Source organism: Streptomyces gottesmaniae, from assembly GCF_031845845.1.
Lineage (GTDB): Bacteria > Actinomycetota > Actinomycetes > Streptomycetales > Streptomycetaceae > Streptomyces > Streptomyces akebiae.
The window spans coordinates 18,517-36,243 of sequence record NZ_JAVRFJ010000009.1 but is presented as its reverse complement, the minus strand read 5'-3'; the positions used below and the strand labels follow the sequence as shown (position 1 = coordinate 36,243).

Genomic DNA, 17,727 nt, shown 5'->3' with positions numbered 1-17,727 from the left:
CCGGGTCCTCAGGCCCGGTCGACCTCGGCCCGCAGCGCGTTGTAGTCGGCGAACGCGGACTCGACGTCGGCCGGGGTCAGCCCGTAGCGGGCCAGGTCGTAGCGGTGCGGCCGGCTGCCCTTGGAGCGGGTCGCCGCCTCCGGCAGCCGGGCGGCGTCGGCCTCGGTCCAGCGGGCGCCGATCGCCTCGTACAGCTTCGGGGCGCCCGCGGCCGGGTCGGTGCCGAGCGAGGAGTACGGCACGTCCACCACGGCCTCGCGGGGCAGGTCGGCACGGGCCGCGAGGCCTCGCCGTACCGACCGGCTCAGCAGGTCCAGCCAGGTGGCGCCGAGCCGACGCAGGTCGACCTCGCGCTGGGAGATGACCATGCCGACCTCGACCAGGCTGCAGAAGGACGCGACCGCGGCTGCCGGATCGCGGTGGGTCCACACCAGCGTGGCGTCGGGGAACACCTTCGTCAGCGCGTCGAGATTCGCCGTGTGGAAGGGGGACTTGAGGATCCAGCGGCGGCGCGGGCGGCCGTACTGCAGGACCTGGAACGCCTGCTTGAGACGGCGGTAGTCGGGCACGAAGTCACGCTCGAAGTGCCAGGCGTGGTACGCGGGTATGCGGGCCTGGGACAGCGGTACCGGGGCGTGCGGCAGGAGGAACGTGCACTCCTCCGGGCCCTCGGCGGTCATGGGGTGGATGTCGCGGAAACGCGGGTTCAGCAGATGGCTGCCGTCGAGCACCCGCCGGGCCGCGGTGATCCGCTTGCGCCGCTCCCGGGGCGACGGTTCGAGGTCGGGCGCCAGCAGCTCCCACAGCAGGGGGCAGCGGTGGTCGTCCGAGAGGGAGAGCACCCCGTGGGTGAGCGTGGTCGCGGTGCGCGGCAGACCCACCACGAACACGGGCCTGTCGACGGGCTCCTCCTCGATGGCGGGGTTCTCGGCGATCAGGCGCCGGACGCGGGCCCGGTTGGTGAGATGCCTGCGGACGTGCGCCTGCGCGGACTGCCAGCCGACCGGGGCGAGATCCTCGTCCTTCGCCCACTCCCGCAGCAGGAACCGGAAGCTCTCGACGAGTTCCTCGTCCCCGTCCCACCCCCGGTCGCCGCCGACCCGGCCGGCCCTGGCGACGATCCGGTCGAACACACGGTCCGGATCGCGACGGGAGGCGAGCGTGGGCCCGAGTAACAGGTTGGCCAGCTTCAGCGGGACGGGGGTGGAGGACATCGAGGTTTCCCTTCACGGCGGGTCAGGAGCGGGCGGTCCGCCGGGGTGGGCGGACCGCCACTGATCATCCTGTCGCCCCGGCCACTTCCGGCGTCCCTGGGGGTGCGGTCGCGCCCGCCCCGTCGCCGTACCGCGTCCGCAGCTCCGACAGCACACCGGAGACCGCCGCCGTGAGCGGCACCGCCAGGAGCATGCCGAGGATGCCGGCGATGGAGGCGCCCGCCGTCAGGGCCAGCAGGATGGCCGCCGGGTGCATCTGCACGGTCCGGCTGTGGATCATCGGCTGCAGCACGTTCCCTTCGATCAGCTGCACCGCGAAGACGACCCCCACCGCCCACAGCGCCGTCACCAGGCCGCGGTCCGCGAACGCGACGAGGATGGCCACCGCGCCGGAGAGGAAGGCGCCGAGATACGGGATGTACGCGCCGACGAACACCAGCGCGCCGAGCCCCACGGCTCCCGGCACCTGCAGGATCAGCAGGCCGACGGCGATCAGCGCCCCGTCGATGAAGGCGATGAGCGTCGTCCCGCGCATATAGCCCTCTATGGCCCGGAACGCGCGCCGGGCCATCACCTCCAGGGTGTCACCGGTGCCACGCGGCGCGAGCGAGTGCAGGGAGGCGACCGCCTTGTCGGAGTCCCGCAGGAAGAAGAACATCAACAGCATCGCCAGCACCGCGCTGGCCACGAACCCACTGACCGCGCTGACCCCGGTGAGCACCCCGGAGGCCGCGGTACCGCCGAACTTCGACAGCAGCTGCCTGGCGTTCTTCGCGAGGTCGTCCAACGACGTCCCCGCCAGCCCGAACTCCTCGCTGAGCGACTTCGCCGCGTCCCTGAGCGACGAGATGATCTGGTCACCGGTGTCGATCAGCGCGGCCACCACGATGTACGCGGCCCCGCCCATCACCACGATCACGGCCGCGCAGGTCAGCCCGGCCGCCAGGGACCTGTTGAACCGCATCGCCACCAGCCGCCGGTACAGCGGGCCGAGCAGCGCCGTACCGAGCAACGCGATCAGCACCGGCGTGACCGCCGTCTGGAACGTCACACAGATCCACACGCCCACGTAGACGACACCCGTCACCAGCAGCGTGAGCGCGCTCCACACGGCGACGTGCCGCGCGGGCCCCGGCAGGAAACCACGGGGAGCGATCGGCTCGGCCGACGGCGCCGCCACCGCCCTCGGCGCCTCCCCGTAGCCCCCGTGTCCGCCGTGTCCGCCGGTGGTACGTATCGTCGTCCGCGTCCGATGAACCGGTCTGCGCGCGGGCCCTCCCCCGCGACCAGGCCGTCCCCCGCGTACTGCGCGAGAGTCTCCCGTACGGCTGTTCATCCCCTGTCATCTCCACTCACTCAGAGGTCGCGCACACCCCCTGAGGATCATGGGATGGCCGTGGCGGAACAGCGTAGACCGGGTCGCCGAGGCGCTGTCTCCGGGAGGTGGTCTCCCCGGACCATGGGCGACTACTCGGCGATCGGCAGGGAAGCCCCGTCCCGCAGGAACAGCGGAATGCGGTCGAGCGGGGCATCCACGGTCACGGACGCGCCCCCCTCGTACGACTCCCCGCTCCACGCGTCGGCCCACCGCGCTCCCGCCGGAAGGTAGACCGTCCAGCTCCGCGCCCCCGCCTCCAGCACCGGCGCCACCAGCACATCCCGCCCGAACAGGTACGCGTCGTCCACGGACCAGGCCCGCTCGTCGTCGGGGAACTCCAGGAACAGCGGCCGCATCACCGGCAGCCCCTCCTCATGGGCCTCCCGCATCACCCGCAGCACATACGGCTTCAACCGCTCCCGCAGCCGCAGATAGGCCTCCAGGATCGCCCCGGCCTCCTCCCCGTACGACCAGACCTCGTTGGGCCCGCCGGTCATGGCCGGCCCGAGCGGCATCCCGGGCTCACGGAACCCGTGCAGCCGCATCAGCGGGGAGAACGCCCCGAACTGGAACCAGCGGACCATCACCTCGCGGTACGCCGGATCGTCGGGGTCGCCGCCGTGGAAGCCGCCGATGTCCGTGTTCCACCACGGGATGCCGGACAGCGCCGTGTTGAGCCCCGCCGCGATCTGCCGCCGCAGGGTCGGGAAGTCGGTGCCGATGTCACCGGACCACAGCGCGGCCCCCCACCGCTGACTGCCCGCCCACGCCGAACGGTTGAGGGAGACGATCTCCTCCTCACCGGCCGCCCGCAGCCCCTCGTAGAAGGTGCGCGCGCTCTCGGCCGGGTAGACGTTGCCGACCTCCAGACCGGGCCCCGCCCAGTAGCGCAGGTTCTCCTGGAAGCCCGGCTTGAGCTCCGGCTCGCAGGCGTCCAGCCAGAACGCCTTGATGCCGTACGGCTCCAGGTAGTTCTCCCTCACCCGCGACCAGACGAACTCCCGGGCCTCCGGGTTCGTCGCGTCGTAGAAGGCCACCTGGACCGTCGAGGCGACCCCCTTGTCCGGCCAGTCGGCGTGCGCCATCGGGCCGTACTGGGTGCCGATGAAGTACCCGCGCTGCTCCATCACAGGGTGGTTCTCGCTCAGCGGCGACACCGACGGCCACACGGACACCACCAGCTTGATGCCCAGCTCGTCCAGCTCCCGGACCATGGCCGCCGGATCGGGCCACTCGTTCAGGTCGAACTTCCACTCGCCCAGATGCGTCCAGTGGAAGAAGTCGCACACGATGACGTCGATGGGCAGGCCCCGCCGCTTGTACTCCCGTGCCACGGCGAGGAGTTCGTCCTGGGTGCGGTAGCGCAGCTTGCACTGCCAGAACCCGGCCGCCCACTCCGGCAGCATCGGCGTACGGCCCGTCGCCGCGCTGTAGCGGCGCTGCGCGTCGGCCGGATCGCCCGCGGTGATCCAGTAGTCGATCTGCCGGGCCGAGTCCGCGACCCAGCGGGTGCCGTTGCCGGCCAGCTCGACGCGGCCGATCGCCGGGTTGTTCCACAGCAGGGTGTAGCCACGGCTGGAGGTCAGCACCGGGATGCCGACCTCCGCGTTGCGCTGCACCAGGTCCAGCACCAGCCCCTTCTGGTCGAGCCGCCCGTGCTGATGCTGCCCGAGGCCGTACAGCTTCTCGTCGTCGTACGCGGCGAAGCGTTGCTCCAGACGGTGGTGGCCGTTGCCGACGGCCGTGTAGAGGCGCGGGCCGGGCCACCAGAAGTGGGCGCGGGCCTCCGACAGCAGCTCGCTTCCGTCGGCCGTGCGGCTGTAGCGGATCAGGCCCTCCGCGTTCACCTCGACGGTGAGCGCGCCGACGATCAGCCTCCCCAGCCCCTCCTCGATCTTGACGCTGCTCTCGGTGTACTCGGCCTCGTCGAGCAGGGCACCCGGCAGCCCGTCGAGCACCGGACCGCCGAGGCGGGCGCGGACCCGTACGGCGTCCGGGCCCCAGGGCTCGATCCGCAGGGTCTCCTGACGTCCGCTCCACTCCAGGGCACCGTCCCGCTCACGGAACGTGCCGACGGTGGGGGAGGACTGGGCGAGGCTGACCGCACCCGTCGGGGTCTGGTTCTCGGCAGGCTGATTCACGAGAGGTCTCCTGGAAGGGAGGGGTGAAGGAGGGCGGGAGGAGAGCGGCGGGAACGAAGGGGCAGCGGAGGGGGAGGCCGTACGGCGGCTTTTCGTACGGCGCGGTCGGTGGGCGATGGCTTGCGTGCGAGCTCGGCTCGCGTACGGCGTCGGCTCAGCCGGTGTGGGACAGCGGTCCGGTGCTCGCGCGGACCGTCAACTCGGGGGCGAGAAGCACCACTTCGTCGGTGTCCCGGCCCTCCAGCTTGGCGATCAGCTGCTCCACGGCGCGGCGGCCCATCTCCTGGGCGGGGATCGCCACGGACGTCAGTCGCACCGAGGCCTGTACGGCGACCTGGTCCGGGCAGACCGCGATCACCGAGACGTCCTCCGGCACCGCGCGTCCCTGCTGCCGCAGCAGCGCGAGGAGCGGTTCCACCGCGGACTCGTTCTGCACGACAAACCCGGTGGTGCCGGGCCGTTCGTCGAAGATCCGGGCCAGGGTCGCGGACATCGCGTCGTAGCCGCCCTCACAGGGGCGGTGCAGCACGCGCAAACCCAACTCCCGCGCGCGGGACCGCAGTCCGTCGAGGGTGCGCTCGGCGAAACCGGTGTGCCGTTCGTACACCGCGGGTGCCTCGCCGATGACCGCGATGTCGCGGTGGCCGAGCATCGCCAGATGCTCCACGCACAACGCGCCCGTCGCGCCGAAGTCGAGGTCGACACAGGTCAGGCCGCTGGTGTCGGCCGGTAGTCCGATGAGCACCGACGGCTGGTCGGTGCCGCGCAGCAGCGGCAGCCGCTCGTCGTCGAGCTCCACGTCCATCAGGATCATCGCGTCGGCGAGTCCACTGCCCGTGACCCGGCGCACCGCGTCCGGGCCCTCCTCACCGGTGAGCAGCAGCACGTCGTAGCCGTACGTACGGGCGGTGGTGGCCACCGCGATGGCGATCTCCATCATCACCGGGACGTACATGTCGGTACGCAGCGGGACCATCAGGGCGACGATGTTCGACTTGTTGCTCGCCAGGGCGCGGGCCCCCGCGTTCGGGTGGTAGCCGAGCTCCTGGATGCTCCGCTCGACCCGCTGCCGGGTGCCGACGGAGATGGACCGCTTGCCGCTGAGGACATAGCTCACCGTGCTCGCCGAGACTCCGGCGTGCTGGGCGACCTCGGCGAGGGTGACCATCCAGCTCTCCAAGCGTGTTTAAGCGCTTCGACAGCGCGCTGTCTCTGAACAAGGGCGAGTGAGGATGGCTCGACAGTAGCTCGGTGGTGGGTGGGTGTCCATAGGTTGTCGAAGCGCTTCGATAATTCGCCCGGCGCGCAAGCGGGTGGTGAGGGTGTGTGGTGGCGGCTGCGGGTCCGTGGGGGCTTCTCGCGCGCTTTCCCGCGCCCTTCCGGGCGCCCCTGTCACGTTCAGTTTAGAACCGACGGCAACTTCGGGAGGGGGCTGCGGCGACCAGGACCCGTACGCACCGCCCCCGGAAGGAACCGCATGCAGCACCGTCGCCCCCGCCTGACCCGTACCGCCAAGATCGGCGCGGCCGTCGTCACCGCACTCGCCGTCGGGGCCTCCGTGACCGTGGCGATGGCGGGGGAGGAGGCCAAGAAGTGCACGGACTTCGACACGATCACGCTCGGCAAGTACTACGTGAACAACAACGTCTGGAACCGCGAGAAGGCCACCGGCACCCAGTGCGTCTGGGACAACTCCCGATCGGGCTCGACCATCTCGTGGGGCACCAGCTACAGCCTGGCCAACAGCGCCACGGGCAAGGACCACGACGTGAAGTCGTACGCGAGCAGCGTGCTCGGCTGGCACTGGGGCTGGAAGGTCGACAGGACGGCCACCCAACTGCCCGTCCGGGTCGGTGACCGCAAGCCGGTGCGGACCGCCTGGGAGTTCTCGGTCAGCTCGAACCCCGGCACCATGAACGTCGCCTACGACCTGTGGCTGCACTCCAAGAGCACCGCCGACTGGCAGGACCAGCCCACCGACGAGGTCATGATCTGGCTCAACCGCCAGGGCGGAGCGGGCCCGCTCGGCACCAAGTACGGGAGCGTCAGCCTCGGCGGGGCCATGTGGGACATCTACACCGGCGACATCGGCTGGAAGGTGTTCTCCTTCGTCCGCCGCGCCAACACCACCAAGGCGACCCTGAACCTGGACGACTTCACCCAGGCCCTGGTCCGCCGCAAGCTGCTGAGCGACGACAAGTACGTGTCCGGCATCGAGGCGGGCACCGAGGTCTTCAAAGGCACGGGTCGCCTCGACACGAAGGCGTACTCGGTGAACATCGGCTGAGCGGCCCGGCGCTCGGCCGCCGAAGGGGGCGGAGGGGGCGCGGAAGGGGGCGGAAGGGGGCCGATCGCGCACGCGAGGGGTGGCGGGGTCGCTCCGGATCGGGTACCAACGATCGAGTAGCACCCATCGGTAACCAATCAGGTACCCATCCGGTACAAGATCCCGATTCGCGGCGAGGTGAGCCTCATGTCCGCCCCACCCCTCAAGAAGCCCGTCGTCACCGAACGTGAGGCCCGCCAGGTGGCGGAGGCCGCCCGTGAGCAGGCCTGGCGCAAGCCCAGCTTCGCCAAGGAACTGTTCCTGGGCCGGTTCCGCCTCGACCTCATCCACCCCCACCCGCTCCCCACCGACGAGGCCGTTCGGCGCGGCGAGCAGTTCCTGACCAAGCTCCGCGCCTTCTGCGGGACGAAGGTCGACGGGGCGCTGATCGAGCGCGAGGCCCGGATCCCCGACGAGGTGATCAACGGCCTCAAGGAACTCGGCGCCCTCGGCATGAAGATCGACCCCAAGTACGGCGGTCTCGGCCTCACCCAGGTGTACTACAACAAGGCCCTGGCCCTGGCCGGCTCGGCCAGCCCGGCCATCGGCGTGCTGCTCTCGGCGCATCAGTCGATCGGCGTACCGCAGCCGCTGAAACTCTTCGGCACCCCCGAGCAGAAGGAGAAGTTCCTCCCGCGCTGCGCCCGCACCGACATCAGCGCCTTCCTCCTCACCGAACCCGACGTCGGCTCCGACCCCGCCCGGCTGGCCACCTCGGCGGTCCCCGACGGCGACGACTACATCCTCGACGGCGTGAAGCTGTGGACGACGAACGGCGTGGTCGCCGACCTCCTGGTCGTCATGGCACGCGTGCCCAAGTCCGAGGGGCACAAGGGCGGCATCACCGCCTTCGTCGTGGAGACCGACTCGCCCGGAGTCACCGTCGAGAACCGCAACGCCTTCATGGGCCTGCGCGGCATCGAGAACGGCGTCACCCGCTTCCACCAGGTCCGGGTCCCCGCCGCGAACCGCATCGGCCCCGAGGGCGCGGGCCTGAAGATCGCGCTGACCACCCTCAACACGGGCCGTCTCTCCCTGCCCGCGTCCTGCGTGGCCGCCGGCAAGTGGTGCCTCAAGATCGCCCGCGAGTGGTCGACGGCCCGTGAGCAGTGGGGCAAGCCGGTCGCGCATCACGAGGCGGTCGGTCACAAGATCTCCTTCATCGCGGCGACCACCTTCGCCCTGGAAGCGGTGCTGGACCTCTCGTCCCAGATGGCCGACGAGGACCGCAACGACATCCGCATCGAGGGCGCCCTCGCGAAGCTCTTCGCCTCCGAGATGGGCTGGAAGATCGCCGACGAGCTGGTCCAGATCCGCGGCGGCCGGGGCTTCGAGACCGCCGACTCCCTCCGGGCCCGCGGCGAACGGGCCGTCCCCGCCGAGCAGATCCTGCGCGACCTGCGCATCAACCGGATCTTCGAGGGCTCCACGGAGATCATGCACCTGCTGATCGCCCGTGAGGCCGTGGACGCCCACCTCACCGTGGCCGGTGACCTCATCGACCCGGAGAAGTCCCTCTCCGACAAGGCGAAGGCGGGCGCCAACGCGGGCGTCTTCTACGCCAAGTGGCTGCCCAAACTGGTCGCCGGACCGGGCCAACTGCCGCGCACCTACGGTGAGTTCCACCCGGCGGGCCACCCCGACCTGGCCACCCACCTGCGCTACGTCGAGCGGGGCGCCCGCAAGCTGGCCCGCTCCACCTTCTACGCCATGTCGCGCTGGCAGGGCCGGATGGAGACCAAGCAGGGCTTCCTGGGCCGGATCGTCGACATCGGCGCCGAACTCTTCGCGATGAGCGCGGCCGTCGTCCGCGCCGAACTGCTGCGCACCACGACCGACCACGGCCGCGAGGCCTACCAACTGGCCGACACCTTCTGCCGCCAGTCCCGCATCCGCGTCGAGGAACTCTTCGGCCGCCTGTGGACCAACACCGACGACATCGACCACAAGGTGGTCAAGGGCGTCCTCGGCGGCGCCTACGCATGGCTGGAGCAGGGCGTGATCGACCCCTCGGGCGAGGGCCCGTGGATCGCGGACGCGACACCGGGCGAGAGCGAGAAGGAGAACGTCCACCGCCGCATCCGCTGACTCGTCGCCCGAGCTTCCCCGCGCCCCGCTCCAGGGGCGCGGGGAACTGCGCGACCGCCTAGCAGTACTTGTCGCCGGCGTCCCGCGTGGTCCACGAACAGGAATCCACCTTCGAACCGTTCGCCTTCGACAGCTTCGCGGTGTCGCTGGTGTTGTTCCAGACGTAGGCCTTGCGGTTCTGGTACTTCGTCGCGGTGGTGTCGGTGCCCGACCCCGTACGGACCTTGATGTACTTCTTCGCCCCGATCTTGACGTTCGGGAACGTGTACTTGTGGTTGTCGAGGTCCTTCAGCACCCAGCCCTTCAGCGAGATCGCCGACGAGCTCGTGTTCTTGATCTGCACCCACTCGCCGTTGTACTGCGCGTTCGTCCGCGTGTCCTTGCCCGGGCTGTCGAAGTACACGCGGTAGATGACCACACCCCCGGCCGCCTCCGCCGGACCGCTCAGCAGCGTGCCGGTCAGCGCCACCGCTCCGGCGAGCGCGGGCAGGGCAGCGCGTACGCGCTTGTGCATGGATCCCCCCAGGGTCCTCGTTCACGGTCGATTGATCCGACAATCGGATCAACAGGCCAGAATTCAATCACCCCGTCTTCACGCGTGCTTCACAAACGGAGAAACGGCCCCGTCAACCACAGACGGCACGAAGCGGGTCATCAGGGGGACGCGCGGTCCTGGCGGACACCGGATGCGGCCACAATGGGGGGATGAGCGACAGTCCAGCCCCTCTCGCCGATCCGCATCTCGTCTACGACCCTGTCGACGGCGTACGGGACGTAGTGATCCTCGGATCGACCGGCTCGATCGGCACCCAGGCCATCGACCTCGTCCTGCGCAACCCGGACCGCTTCCGCGTCACCGGGCTCTCCGCCGCCGGAGGGAGGGTGGAGCTGCTGGCCGAGCAGGCGCACCGCCTGCGGGTGCGGACCGTCGCCGTCGCCCGCGAGGACGTCGTACCTGCGCTGCGCGAGGCCCTGGCCACGGCGTACGGCGCCGGGGAGCCGCTGCCCGAGATCCTCGCCGGCCCGGACGCCGCCACCCACGTCGCCGCCTCCGACTGCCACACCGTGCTCAACGGCATCACCGGCTCCATCGGCCTCGCCCCGACCCTCGCCGCCCTGGAGGCGGGCCGTACCCTCGCGCTCGCCAACAAGGAGTCGCTCATCGTCGGCGGCCCGCTGGTGAAGGCGGTGGCGAAGCCGGGCCAGATCATCCCGGTCGACTCCGAGCACGCCGCCCTCTTCCAGGCCCTCGCCTCCGGCACCCGCGCCGATGTGCGCAAGCTCGTCGTCACCGCCTCCGGGGGTCCCTTCCGCGGCCGTACGAAGGCGGAGCTGGCCGATGTGACGCCCGCCGACGCGCTCGCGCACCCCACCTGGGCCATGGGCCCGGTCATCACCGTGAACTCCGCGACCCTCGTCAACAAGGGCCTGGAGGTCATCGAGGCGCACCTCCTCTACGACATTCCCTTCGACCGCATTGAGGTCGTCGTGCACCCCCAGTCGTATGTCCACTCGATGGTTGAGTTCACGGACGGATCGACGATGGCCCAGGCGACGCCCCCCGACATGCGCGGGCCCATCGCCATCGGCCTCGGCTGGCCGCAGCGCGTCCCCGACGCGGCGCCCGCCTTCGACTGGACCAAGGCGTCCACCTGGGAGTTCTTCCCCCTCGACACCGAAGCGTTCCCCTCGGTCGGGCTCGCCCGGCACGTGGGAGAGCTCGCGGGCACCGCCCCGGCGGTGTTCAATGCGGCGAACGAGGAGTGCGTCGACGCGTTCCTGCACGGCGGTCTCCGGTTCGACGCGATCATGGAGACCGTCACGCGGGTCGTCGAGGAGCATGGCACGCCCGGGGCGGGAACTTCCCTGACCGTGGCGGACGTCCTCGAAGCGGAGACCTGGGCGCGCGCCAGAGCCCGTGAACTGACCACCTCGACAGGCAAACCCACCGAGCGGACGACCGCGGAGGCCCGTGCATGACGACCCTGATGTTCATCCTCGGCATAGTGGTCTTCGTGATCGGCCTGGCGTTCTCGATCGCGTGGCACGAGCTGGGCCACTTCTCGACCGCCAAGCTCTTCGGCGTCCGCGTGCCCCAGTTCATGGTGGGCTTCGGTCCCACCCTCTGGTCGAAGAAGAAGGGCGAGACCGAGTACGGCGTCAAGGCGATCCCCCTCGGCGGCTACATCCGCATGATCGGCATGATCCCGCCCGGCGAGGACGGCCGGCTCGAGAGCCGCTCGACCTCCCCGTGGCGGGTGATGATCGAGGACGCCCGCGCGGCCTCCTTCGAGGAGCTCCAGCCCGGCGACGAGAAGCGCCTGTTCTACACGCGCAAGCCCTGGAAGCGCGTCATCGTGATGTTCGCCGGCCCGTTCATGAACCTCGTCCTGGCCGTCGTGATCTTCGTCGGCGTGATGATGACCTTCGGCGCCCAGACCCAGACCACCACCGTCAGCAAGGTCTCGGACTGCGTCATCGAGGCCAGCGAGAACCGCTCCAAGTGCCGGTCCGGCGACGAGGAGGCCCCCGCCAAGGTCGCGGGCCTGAAGCCCGGCGACAAGATCGTCGCCTTCAACGGCGAGCCCGTCGACGACTGGGCCGCCCTGCAGTCCGACATCCGCTCCAACCCCGGCGAGCAGGTCACCGTCACCGTCGACCGCGACGGCAAGGAGCTCGACCTGACCGCCACCCTGGTGAGGAACCAGGTCAGCAAGACCGACGGCAACGGCGGCTACGTCGCGGACAAGTACGTCTCCGCCGGCTGGTTCGGCTTCACGCCCGCCTCCGGCATCGTCCCGCTCTCCTTCGGGGAGTCGGTCGACCGCATGGGCGACATGATGGAGAACGGCGTCGAGTCCCTGCTCTCCCTGCCCGCCAAGGTCCCCGCCCTGTGGGACGCCACCTTCGGCGACGGCGAACGCGAGGCGGACTCTCCCATGGGCGTGGTCGGCGCGGCCCGCGTCGGCGGCGAGATCTTCACCATGGACATCCCCGCCACCCAGCAGCTCGCCAGCTTCCTCATCCTGCTGGCCGGCTTCAACCTCTCCCTCTTCCTGTTCAACATGCTCCCGCTCCTGCCGCTCGACGGCGGCCACATCGCGGGCGCCCTGTGGGAGTCGCTGCGCCGGAACGCGGCGAAGGTGCTCCGCCGGCCCGACCCCGGCCCGTTCGACGTGGCGAAGCTGATGCCCGTCGCCTACGTCGTGGCCGGGATCTTCGTCTGCTTCACCCTCCTGGTGCTGATCGCGGACCTCGTGAACCCGGTGCGCATCTCGTAGACACCCGACGTTCACGACGGCCGGGCACACTCACGCGGTGGAGCCCGGCCGTCGGGACGGTGATGTGCCCGGGAGCCGGCCTGTGCCGTAATCTCGAAGCCTGGAGCCCGCCCGTACCGGGACCCGATCCTGATCCACAACTTGGGGTTGCACAGCAGATGACTGCGATTTCTCTCGGCATGCCGTCCGTTCCGACCAAGCTCGCCGAGCGCCGGAAGAGCCGGCAGATCCAGGTAGGGTCCGTGGCCGTCGGTGGAGACGCCCCGGTGTCGGTCCAGTCCATGACCACCACCCGCACGTCGGACATCGGCGCCACGCTGCAGCAGATCGCCGAGCTGACGGCCTCCGGCTGCCAGATCGTCCGCGTCGCCTGCCCCACGCAGGACGACGCCGACGCCCTCCCGGTGATCGCCCGCAAGTCGCAGATCCCGGTCATCGCCGACATCCACTTCCAGCCGAAGTACGTCTTCGCCGCGATCGAGGCCGGCTGCGCCGCCGTCCGCGTCAACCCGGGCAACATCAAGCAGTTCGACGACAAGGTCAAGGAGATCGCCAAGGCGGCGAGCGACCACGGCACCCCGATCCGCATCGGCGTCAACGCCGGCTCCCTCGACCGCCGCCTGCTCCAGAAGTACGGCAAGGCCACCCCCGAGGCGCTCGTCGAGTCCGCCCTCTGGGAGGCATCCCTCTTCGAGGAGCACGGCTTCCGCGACATCAAGATCTCGGTCAAGCACAACGACCCGGTCGTCATGGTCAACGCCTACCGCCAGCTGGCCGCCCAGTGCGACTACCCCCTCCACCTCGGTGTCACGGAGGCGGGCCCCGCCTTCCAGGGCACCATCAAGTCCGCGGTGGCCTTCGGCGCGCTCCTCTCCGAGGGCATCGGCGACACGATCCGCGTCTCCCTCTCGGCCCCGCCGGTCGAGGAGATCAAGGTCGGCAACCAGATCCTGGAGTCGCTGAACCTGAAGCCGCGCCGCCTCGAAATCGTCTCCTGCCCTTCCTGCGGCCGTGCCCAGGTCGACGTCTACAAGCTCGCCGAGGAAGTCACCGCCGGCCTCACCGGCATGGAGGTCCCCCTCCGCGTGGCCGTCATGGGCTGTGTCGTCAACGGCCCCGGCGAGGCCCGCGAGGCCGACCTCGGCGTCGCCTCCGGCAACGGCAAGGGCCAGATCTTCGTCAAGGGCGAGGTCATCAAGACCGTCCCCGAGTCCAAGATCGTCGAGACCCTCATCGAGGAAGCGATGAAGATCGCCGAGCAGATGGAGGCGGACGGAATCGCCTCGGGCGAGCCGACGGTGGCGGTGGCGGGCTGAGACCTGCTCCTCGGAGGGGGCCGCAGGCCTCCCTCCAGGGGCGCGGGGCTGTTTCGACCTGCGGCTCCGCCGCGTGGGCGCGCCGAGCCACGACGCACGCGCACCCGCCGAGGCTCAGCAGCCCCCGAGCTATGCGGCGCTCGGCACAGCCTGGCAAGGTATCGTGCGGAGACCAGCGCAGACCCCAGGGTGAGGCCCCCGCACGTGTTGACCCAGACCACCACCAGGGTCCTCGAACCGAGTGACCTGGACGCCGCACTCGCCGTCCTGGACCGAGACCCCGTCGCGAACGCCTTCGTGACCTCCCGCGTCCAGGTCGCCGGGCTGGACCCCTGGCGGCTCGGCGGCGAGATGTGGGGCTGGTACGAGGACGGCGCCCTGACCTCCCTCTGCTACGCCGGCGCCAACCTCGTCCCCATCTGCGCCACCCCCCGCGCCGTGCGCGCCTTCGCCGACCGCGCCCGCCGGGCCGGCCGCCGCTGCTCCTCGGTCGTCGGCCCCGCCGAACCCACCGCCCAGCTGTGGCGCCTCCTCGAACCGAGCTGGGGCCCGGCCCGCGAGGTCCGCTCCCGCCAGCCCCTCATGGTCACCGACCGGCTGCCCGACCCCGCCGAGGTCACGCCCGACCCGTACGTCCGCCGGATCCGCAAGGACGAGATGGAAACGATCATGCCGGCGTGCGTCGCGATGTTCACCGAGGAGGTGGGCGTCTCCCCGCTGGCCGGCGACGGCGGCCTCCTCTACCAGGCGCGGGTCGCCGAACTCGTGGGCTCCGGCCGCTCCTTCGCCCGCCTCGACGCCGACGGCCGCGTCGTCTTCAAGGCCGAGATCGGTGCCGCCACCCCCCATGCCTGCCAGATCCAGGGCGTCTGGGTCGCCCCCGAATACCGGGGCCAGGGCCTCGCCGCCCCCGGCATGGCAGCGGTCCTGCGCTACGCACTGGCCGACGTGGCCCCCTTGGTCAGCCTCTACGTCAACGACTTCAACACGGCGGCGCGGCGCACCTACCACCGGGTGGGCTTCCAAGAGGTGGGCGCCTTCATGAGCGTGCTGTTCTGAGCACGCGCCGTCGGCCCGCCGGGCGCGGGAAGCCGCGTGATCGGCCACAAACTCCCCGCACCCCACAGACCACACGAACCCCCCTGTAGAGTCCGCGACATGGACCTTGTCATCGGCCCCTTGGACCTCTCCGCCCACGTGGACGAGGCCCTGGCCGTCCAAGCCGTCGCCTTCGGCCTGGGCCCCGACGAGGTGGCGGTCCGCCGCCAGATCGTCCTCCGCCACATGACCTACCCGGGGGCGAGGGCACTCGGCGCCACGGTCGGAGGCCGCCTCGTCGGATTCGTCTACGGCATGCCCAACGACCGCACCCACTGGTGGTCCACCGTCGTCGAGCCCTACCTCCGCGCCCTCGGCCACGACCACTGGCTGGACGACTCCTTCGTCATCACCGAACTGCACGTCCACCCCCGCCACCAGAACCACGGCGTCGGTCGCGCCCTCATCACCACGATCACCGACAGCGCCGTCGAACCCCGTTCGATCCTCTCCGCGATCGACGTCGACAGCCCGGCCCGCGGCCTCTACCACTCCCTCGGCTACGTCGACCTGGCCCGACGGGTCGTCTTCCCCAGCGCCCCCAAGCCGTACGCGGTGATGGGCGCCCCCCTGCCCCTGCGCCGCAGGTAGCCGACCCGCCAGCCCCCACCGCCACCACCGGATTTCCACGGGCACCCGCCCCCCGGCTAACCTCCTGCCATCAACCCACCCCGGCAGGAGTACGACAACCATGGCGAACGCACCGGTCCAGCGCATGTCCCAGTTGATGGCGAAGACGCTGCGCGACGACCCCGCGGACGCCGAGGTCCTCAGCCACAAGCTCCTCGTCCGCGCCGGTTACGTCCGCCGCACGGCGGCCGGCGTGTGGACCTGGCTGCCGCTCGGCAAGAAGGTCCTCGCCAACGTGGAGCGGATCGTCCGCGAGGAGATGGACGCGATCGGCGCCCAGGAGGTGCTGCTCCCCGCGCTGCTGCCGAAGGAGCCGTACGAGGCGACCGGCCGCTGGGACGAGTACGGCCCGGAGCTGTTCCGTCTGAAGGACCGCAAGGGCGGCGACTACCTCCTCGGCCCCACCCACGAGGAGATCTTCACGCTGATCGTGAAGGACCAGGCGTCCTCCTACAAGGACCTGCCGGTGATCCTCTACCAGATCCAGACCAAGTTCCGTGACGAGGCCCGCCCCCGCGCCGGCATCCTGCGCGGCCGTGAGTTCCTGATGAAGGACTCGTACTCCTTCGACACCGAGGACGAGGGCCTGGCCCAGTCGTACGCCCTGCACCGCCAGGCCTACCAGAGGGTGTTCGAGCGCCTGGGCCTCGACTACCGCATCTGTGCCGCCACGGCGGGCGCGATGGGCGGCTCGAAGTCGGAGGAGTTCCTCGCCCCGGCCGGCGCCGGCGAGGACACCTTCGCGGACTGCCCCGCGTGCGACTTCGCGGCCAACACCGAGGCGATCACCTTCGAGCTGCGGCCGGTGGACGCGGGCGACGTGGCCGCCCTCGAAGAGATCCCGACCCCGGACACCCCGACGATCGAGACCCTCGCCGCGCACCTCGGCGTCGAGGCCTCCGCCACCCTGAAGAACCTCCTCGTCAAGGTCGACGGCGAGATCGTCGCCGTCGGTGTCCCCGGTGACCGCGAGGTCGACATGGGCAAGGTCGAGGCGCACTTCGCCCCGGCGGTCGTCGAGATGGTCACCGAGGCGGACTTCGCCGGCCGCCCCGACCTGGTCCGCGGCTATGTCGGCCCGCAGGGCCTCGGCGAGAAGGTCACGTACATCGCCGACCCGCGCGTGGCCCCGGGCACCGCCTGGATCACCGGCGCCAACAAGCCGGGCACGCATGCCAGGAACGTCGTCGCGGGCCGGGACTTCGAGGTCGGCGCGTACGTCGACGTCGTGGTGGTCCAGGAGGGCGACCCCTGCCCGAACTGCGGCACCGGACTCAAGCTGGACCGCGCCATCGAGATCGGCCACATCTTCCAGCTCGGCCGCAAGTACGCCGACGCCCTGAAGCTCGACGTCCTCGGTCAGAACGGCAAGCCCGTCCGCGTCACCATGGGCTCGTACGGCATCGGCGTCTCCCGCGCGGTCGCCGCCCTCGCCGAGCAGTCCGCCGACGACAAGGGTCTGTGCTGGCCCGCCGAGGTCGCCCCGGCCGACGTCCACGTCGTCGCGGCGGGCAAGGCCCTGCAGACCGAACTGGCCCTCGACGTCTCCGAGAAGCTGCGGACCGCCGGCCTCCGCGTCCTGGTCGACGACCGCGCGGGTGTCTCCCCGGGCGTGAAGTTCACCGACTCCGAGCTGATCGGCGTACCGAAGATCCTGGTCGCCGGCCGCCGCTCCGCCGAGGGCGTCCTGGAGCTGAAGGACCGCCGTACCGGGGAGCGCGAGGAGCTGACGGTCGACGAGGCGATCGCTCGCCTGACCACCGCCTGACCACCACCCGAGGAAACGCTCAGAGCTTCTTCCGAGGCCTGTAGGCGCCTCACAGGTTCCTCTCGGACCGTTCCCCGACCGTAGGGCGTGACAGAACGTCACTACGGAGGGGAACGGTCATGACGACCAGGGGACGAGGTGCCGTCGCGGGGATCCGCAGAGGCGCCCGGCGCACGGCGGCCACGGCGGCGGTGACGCTCGCGGCGGCAGCCGGCGTGTTCGCGCTGATCGGCACGGTGCAGTCGTCCGCGGACACCACCGCGAGCGGCAGCGGCACGAGTTCGACGTCGTCGACCGCGACCGGCGACACCGGCACGGGCATCGGCGGCAGCACGGACACGTCGTCGGACTCGTCTTCGTTCATGCAGACTTCGAGCGACTCCTCCTCGGACCTCCAGCCGTCCTCCGACGGCATGACGTCCTTCGCGGGCGACGACGCGCCGGACTCGACCTCGGCGGCGTCGTGATGACCGCGTCGACGACGACC

General features: G+C 70.6%; 14 protein-coding genes. 9 read left to right on the top strand and 5 right to left on the bottom strand.

What is annotated here, in order from left to right; all coding sequences use genetic code 11:
• Positions 1-8 precede the first annotated feature (8 nt).
• The 4 genes from RM704_RS12440 to RM704_RS12425 all read right to left on the bottom strand — a co-directional run bounded on the left by RM704_RS12440 (position 9) and on the right by RM704_RS12425 (position 5,901).
• On the bottom strand, positions 9-1,214 hold the full coding sequence (locus tag RM704_RS12440; protein WP_033526988.1) for a sulfotransferase family protein: 1,206 nt from the start codon (positions 1,212-1,214) through the stop codon (positions 9-11).
• Between the two features lie 64 nt (positions 1,215-1,278).
• Positions 1,279-2,451: an AI-2E family transporter gene (locus tag RM704_RS12435; protein ID WP_438828913.1), complete on the bottom strand. Its 1,173-nt coding sequence runs from the start codon at positions 2,449-2,451 to the stop codon at positions 1,279-1,281.
• A 230-nt stretch (positions 2,452-2,681) separates the two neighbouring features.
• On the bottom strand, positions 2,682-4,733 hold the full coding sequence (locus RM704_RS12430) for a glycoside hydrolase family 31 protein (RefSeq protein ID WP_033526989.1): 2,052 nt from the start codon (positions 4,731-4,733) through the stop codon (positions 2,682-2,684).
• Positions 4,734-4,887: 154 nt separating this feature from the next.
• Positions 4,888-5,901, bottom strand: coding sequence for a LacI family DNA-binding transcriptional regulator (locus RM704_RS12425; protein WP_033526990.1), 1,014 nt, complete (start codon positions 5,899-5,901; stop codon positions 4,888-4,890).
• Positions 5,902-6,210: 309 nt separating this feature from the next.
• Between RM704_RS12425 and RM704_RS12420 the strand changes: the two genes are divergently transcribed.
• Positions 6,211-7,020 (top strand): GH12 family glycosyl hydrolase domain-containing protein, encoded by an 810-nt coding sequence (locus RM704_RS12420; protein WP_033526991.1) that lies wholly within the window; start codon positions 6,211-6,213, stop codon positions 7,018-7,020.
• Between the two features lie 186 nt (positions 7,021-7,206).
• Positions 7,207-9,147, top strand: coding sequence for an acyl-CoA dehydrogenase family protein (locus RM704_RS12415; RefSeq protein ID WP_033526992.1), 1,941 nt, complete (start codon positions 7,207-7,209; stop codon positions 9,145-9,147).
• Positions 9,148-9,205: 58 nt separating this feature from the next.
• Here the strand turns inward: RM704_RS12415 and RM704_RS12410 are convergent, their stop codons facing one another.
• Positions 9,206-9,661, bottom strand: a complete 456-nt coding sequence (locus tag RM704_RS12410; RefSeq protein ID WP_033526993.1) for a lamin tail domain-containing protein — start codon at positions 9,659-9,661, stop codon at positions 9,206-9,208.
• 191 nt (positions 9,662-9,852) lie between these two features.
• On the opposite strand from RM704_RS12410, the gene dxr reads away from it, so the two are divergent.
• The 7 genes from dxr to RM704_RS12375 all read left to right on the top strand — a co-directional run bounded on the left by dxr (position 9,853) and on the right by RM704_RS12375 (position 17,707).
• A complete protein-coding gene (dxr, locus tag RM704_RS12405) occupies positions 9,853-11,127 on the top strand; it encodes a 1-deoxy-D-xylulose-5-phosphate reductoisomerase (protein WP_033526994.1) in 1,275 nt (424 codons plus the stop codon).
• Positions 11,124-12,428, top strand: a complete 1,305-nt coding sequence (locus RM704_RS12400; protein ID WP_033526995.1) for a M50 family metallopeptidase — start codon at positions 11,124-11,126, stop codon at positions 12,426-12,428. Before dxr ends, RM704_RS12400 begins: the two co-directional genes overlap by 4 nt.
• Positions 12,429-12,586: 158 nt before the next feature.
• On the top strand, positions 12,587-13,744 hold the full coding sequence (ispG, locus tag RM704_RS12395) for a flavodoxin-dependent (E)-4-hydroxy-3-methylbut-2-enyl-diphosphate synthase (RefSeq protein ID WP_033526996.1): 1,158 nt from the start codon (positions 12,587-12,589) through the stop codon (positions 13,742-13,744).
• A gap of 204 nt (positions 13,745-13,948) precedes the next feature.
• Positions 13,949-14,803: a GNAT family N-acetyltransferase gene (locus tag RM704_RS12390; RefSeq protein ID WP_033526997.1), complete on the top strand. Its 855-nt coding sequence runs from the start codon at positions 13,949-13,951 to the stop codon at positions 14,801-14,803.
• Between the two features lie 99 nt (positions 14,804-14,902).
• Positions 14,903-15,433: a GNAT family N-acetyltransferase gene (locus tag RM704_RS12385; RefSeq protein ID WP_033526998.1), complete on the top strand. Its 531-nt coding sequence runs from the start codon at positions 14,903-14,905 to the stop codon at positions 15,431-15,433.
• Positions 15,434-15,533: 100 nt separating this feature from the next.
• Entirely contained in the window at positions 15,534-17,240 is a 1,707-nt protein-coding gene (locus RM704_RS12380; protein WP_033526999.1) for a proline--tRNA ligase, read from the top strand.
• Between the two features lie 119 nt (positions 17,241-17,359).
• Positions 17,360-17,707 carry a hypothetical protein gene (locus tag RM704_RS12375; protein WP_157856681.1) on the top strand — a complete coding sequence of 116 codons (348 nt, stop codon included), beginning with the start codon at positions 17,360-17,362 and terminating at the stop codon, positions 17,705-17,707.
• Positions 17,708-17,727 lie beyond the last annotated feature (20 nt).

Excerpts from the sequence above, each read along its gene's own strand:
- RM704_RS12440 (WP_033526988.1), bottom strand. The coding sequence starts at position 1,214 with ATGTCCTCCACCCCCGTCCCGCTGAAGCTGGCCAACCTGTTACTCGGG.
- RM704_RS12415 (WP_033526992.1), top strand. The coding sequence starts at position 7,207 with ATGTCCGCCCCACCCCTCAAGAAGCCCGTCGTCACCGAACGTGAGGCC.
- RM704_RS12400 (WP_033526995.1), top strand. The coding sequence starts at position 11,124 with ATGACGACCCTGATGTTCATCCTCGGCATAGTGGTCTTCGTGATCGGC.
- dxr (WP_033526994.1), top strand. The coding sequence starts at position 9,853 with ATGAGCGACAGTCCAGCCCCTCTCGCCGATCCGCATCTCGTCTACGAC.
- RM704_RS12410 (WP_033526993.1), bottom strand. The coding sequence starts at position 9,661 with ATGCACAAGCGCGTACGCGCTGCCCTGCCCGCGCTCGCCGGAGCGGTG.
- RM704_RS12380 (WP_033526999.1), top strand. The coding sequence starts at position 15,534 with ATGGCGAACGCACCGGTCCAGCGCATGTCCCAGTTGATGGCGAAGACG.
- RM704_RS12375 (WP_157856681.1), top strand. The coding sequence starts at position 17,360 with ATGACGACCAGGGGACGAGGTGCCGTCGCGGGGATCCGCAGAGGCGCC.
- ispG (WP_033526996.1), top strand. The coding sequence starts at position 12,587 with ATGACTGCGATTTCTCTCGGCATGCCGTCCGTTCCGACCAAGCTCGCC.
- RM704_RS12425 (WP_033526990.1), bottom strand. The coding sequence starts at position 5,901 with ATGGTCACCCTCGCCGAGGTCGCCCAGCACGCCGGAGTCTCGGCGAGC.
- RM704_RS12420 (WP_033526991.1), top strand. The coding sequence starts at position 6,211 with ATGCAGCACCGTCGCCCCCGCCTGACCCGTACCGCCAAGATCGGCGCG.
- RM704_RS12385 (WP_033526998.1), top strand. The coding sequence starts at position 14,903 with ATGGACCTTGTCATCGGCCCCTTGGACCTCTCCGCCCACGTGGACGAG.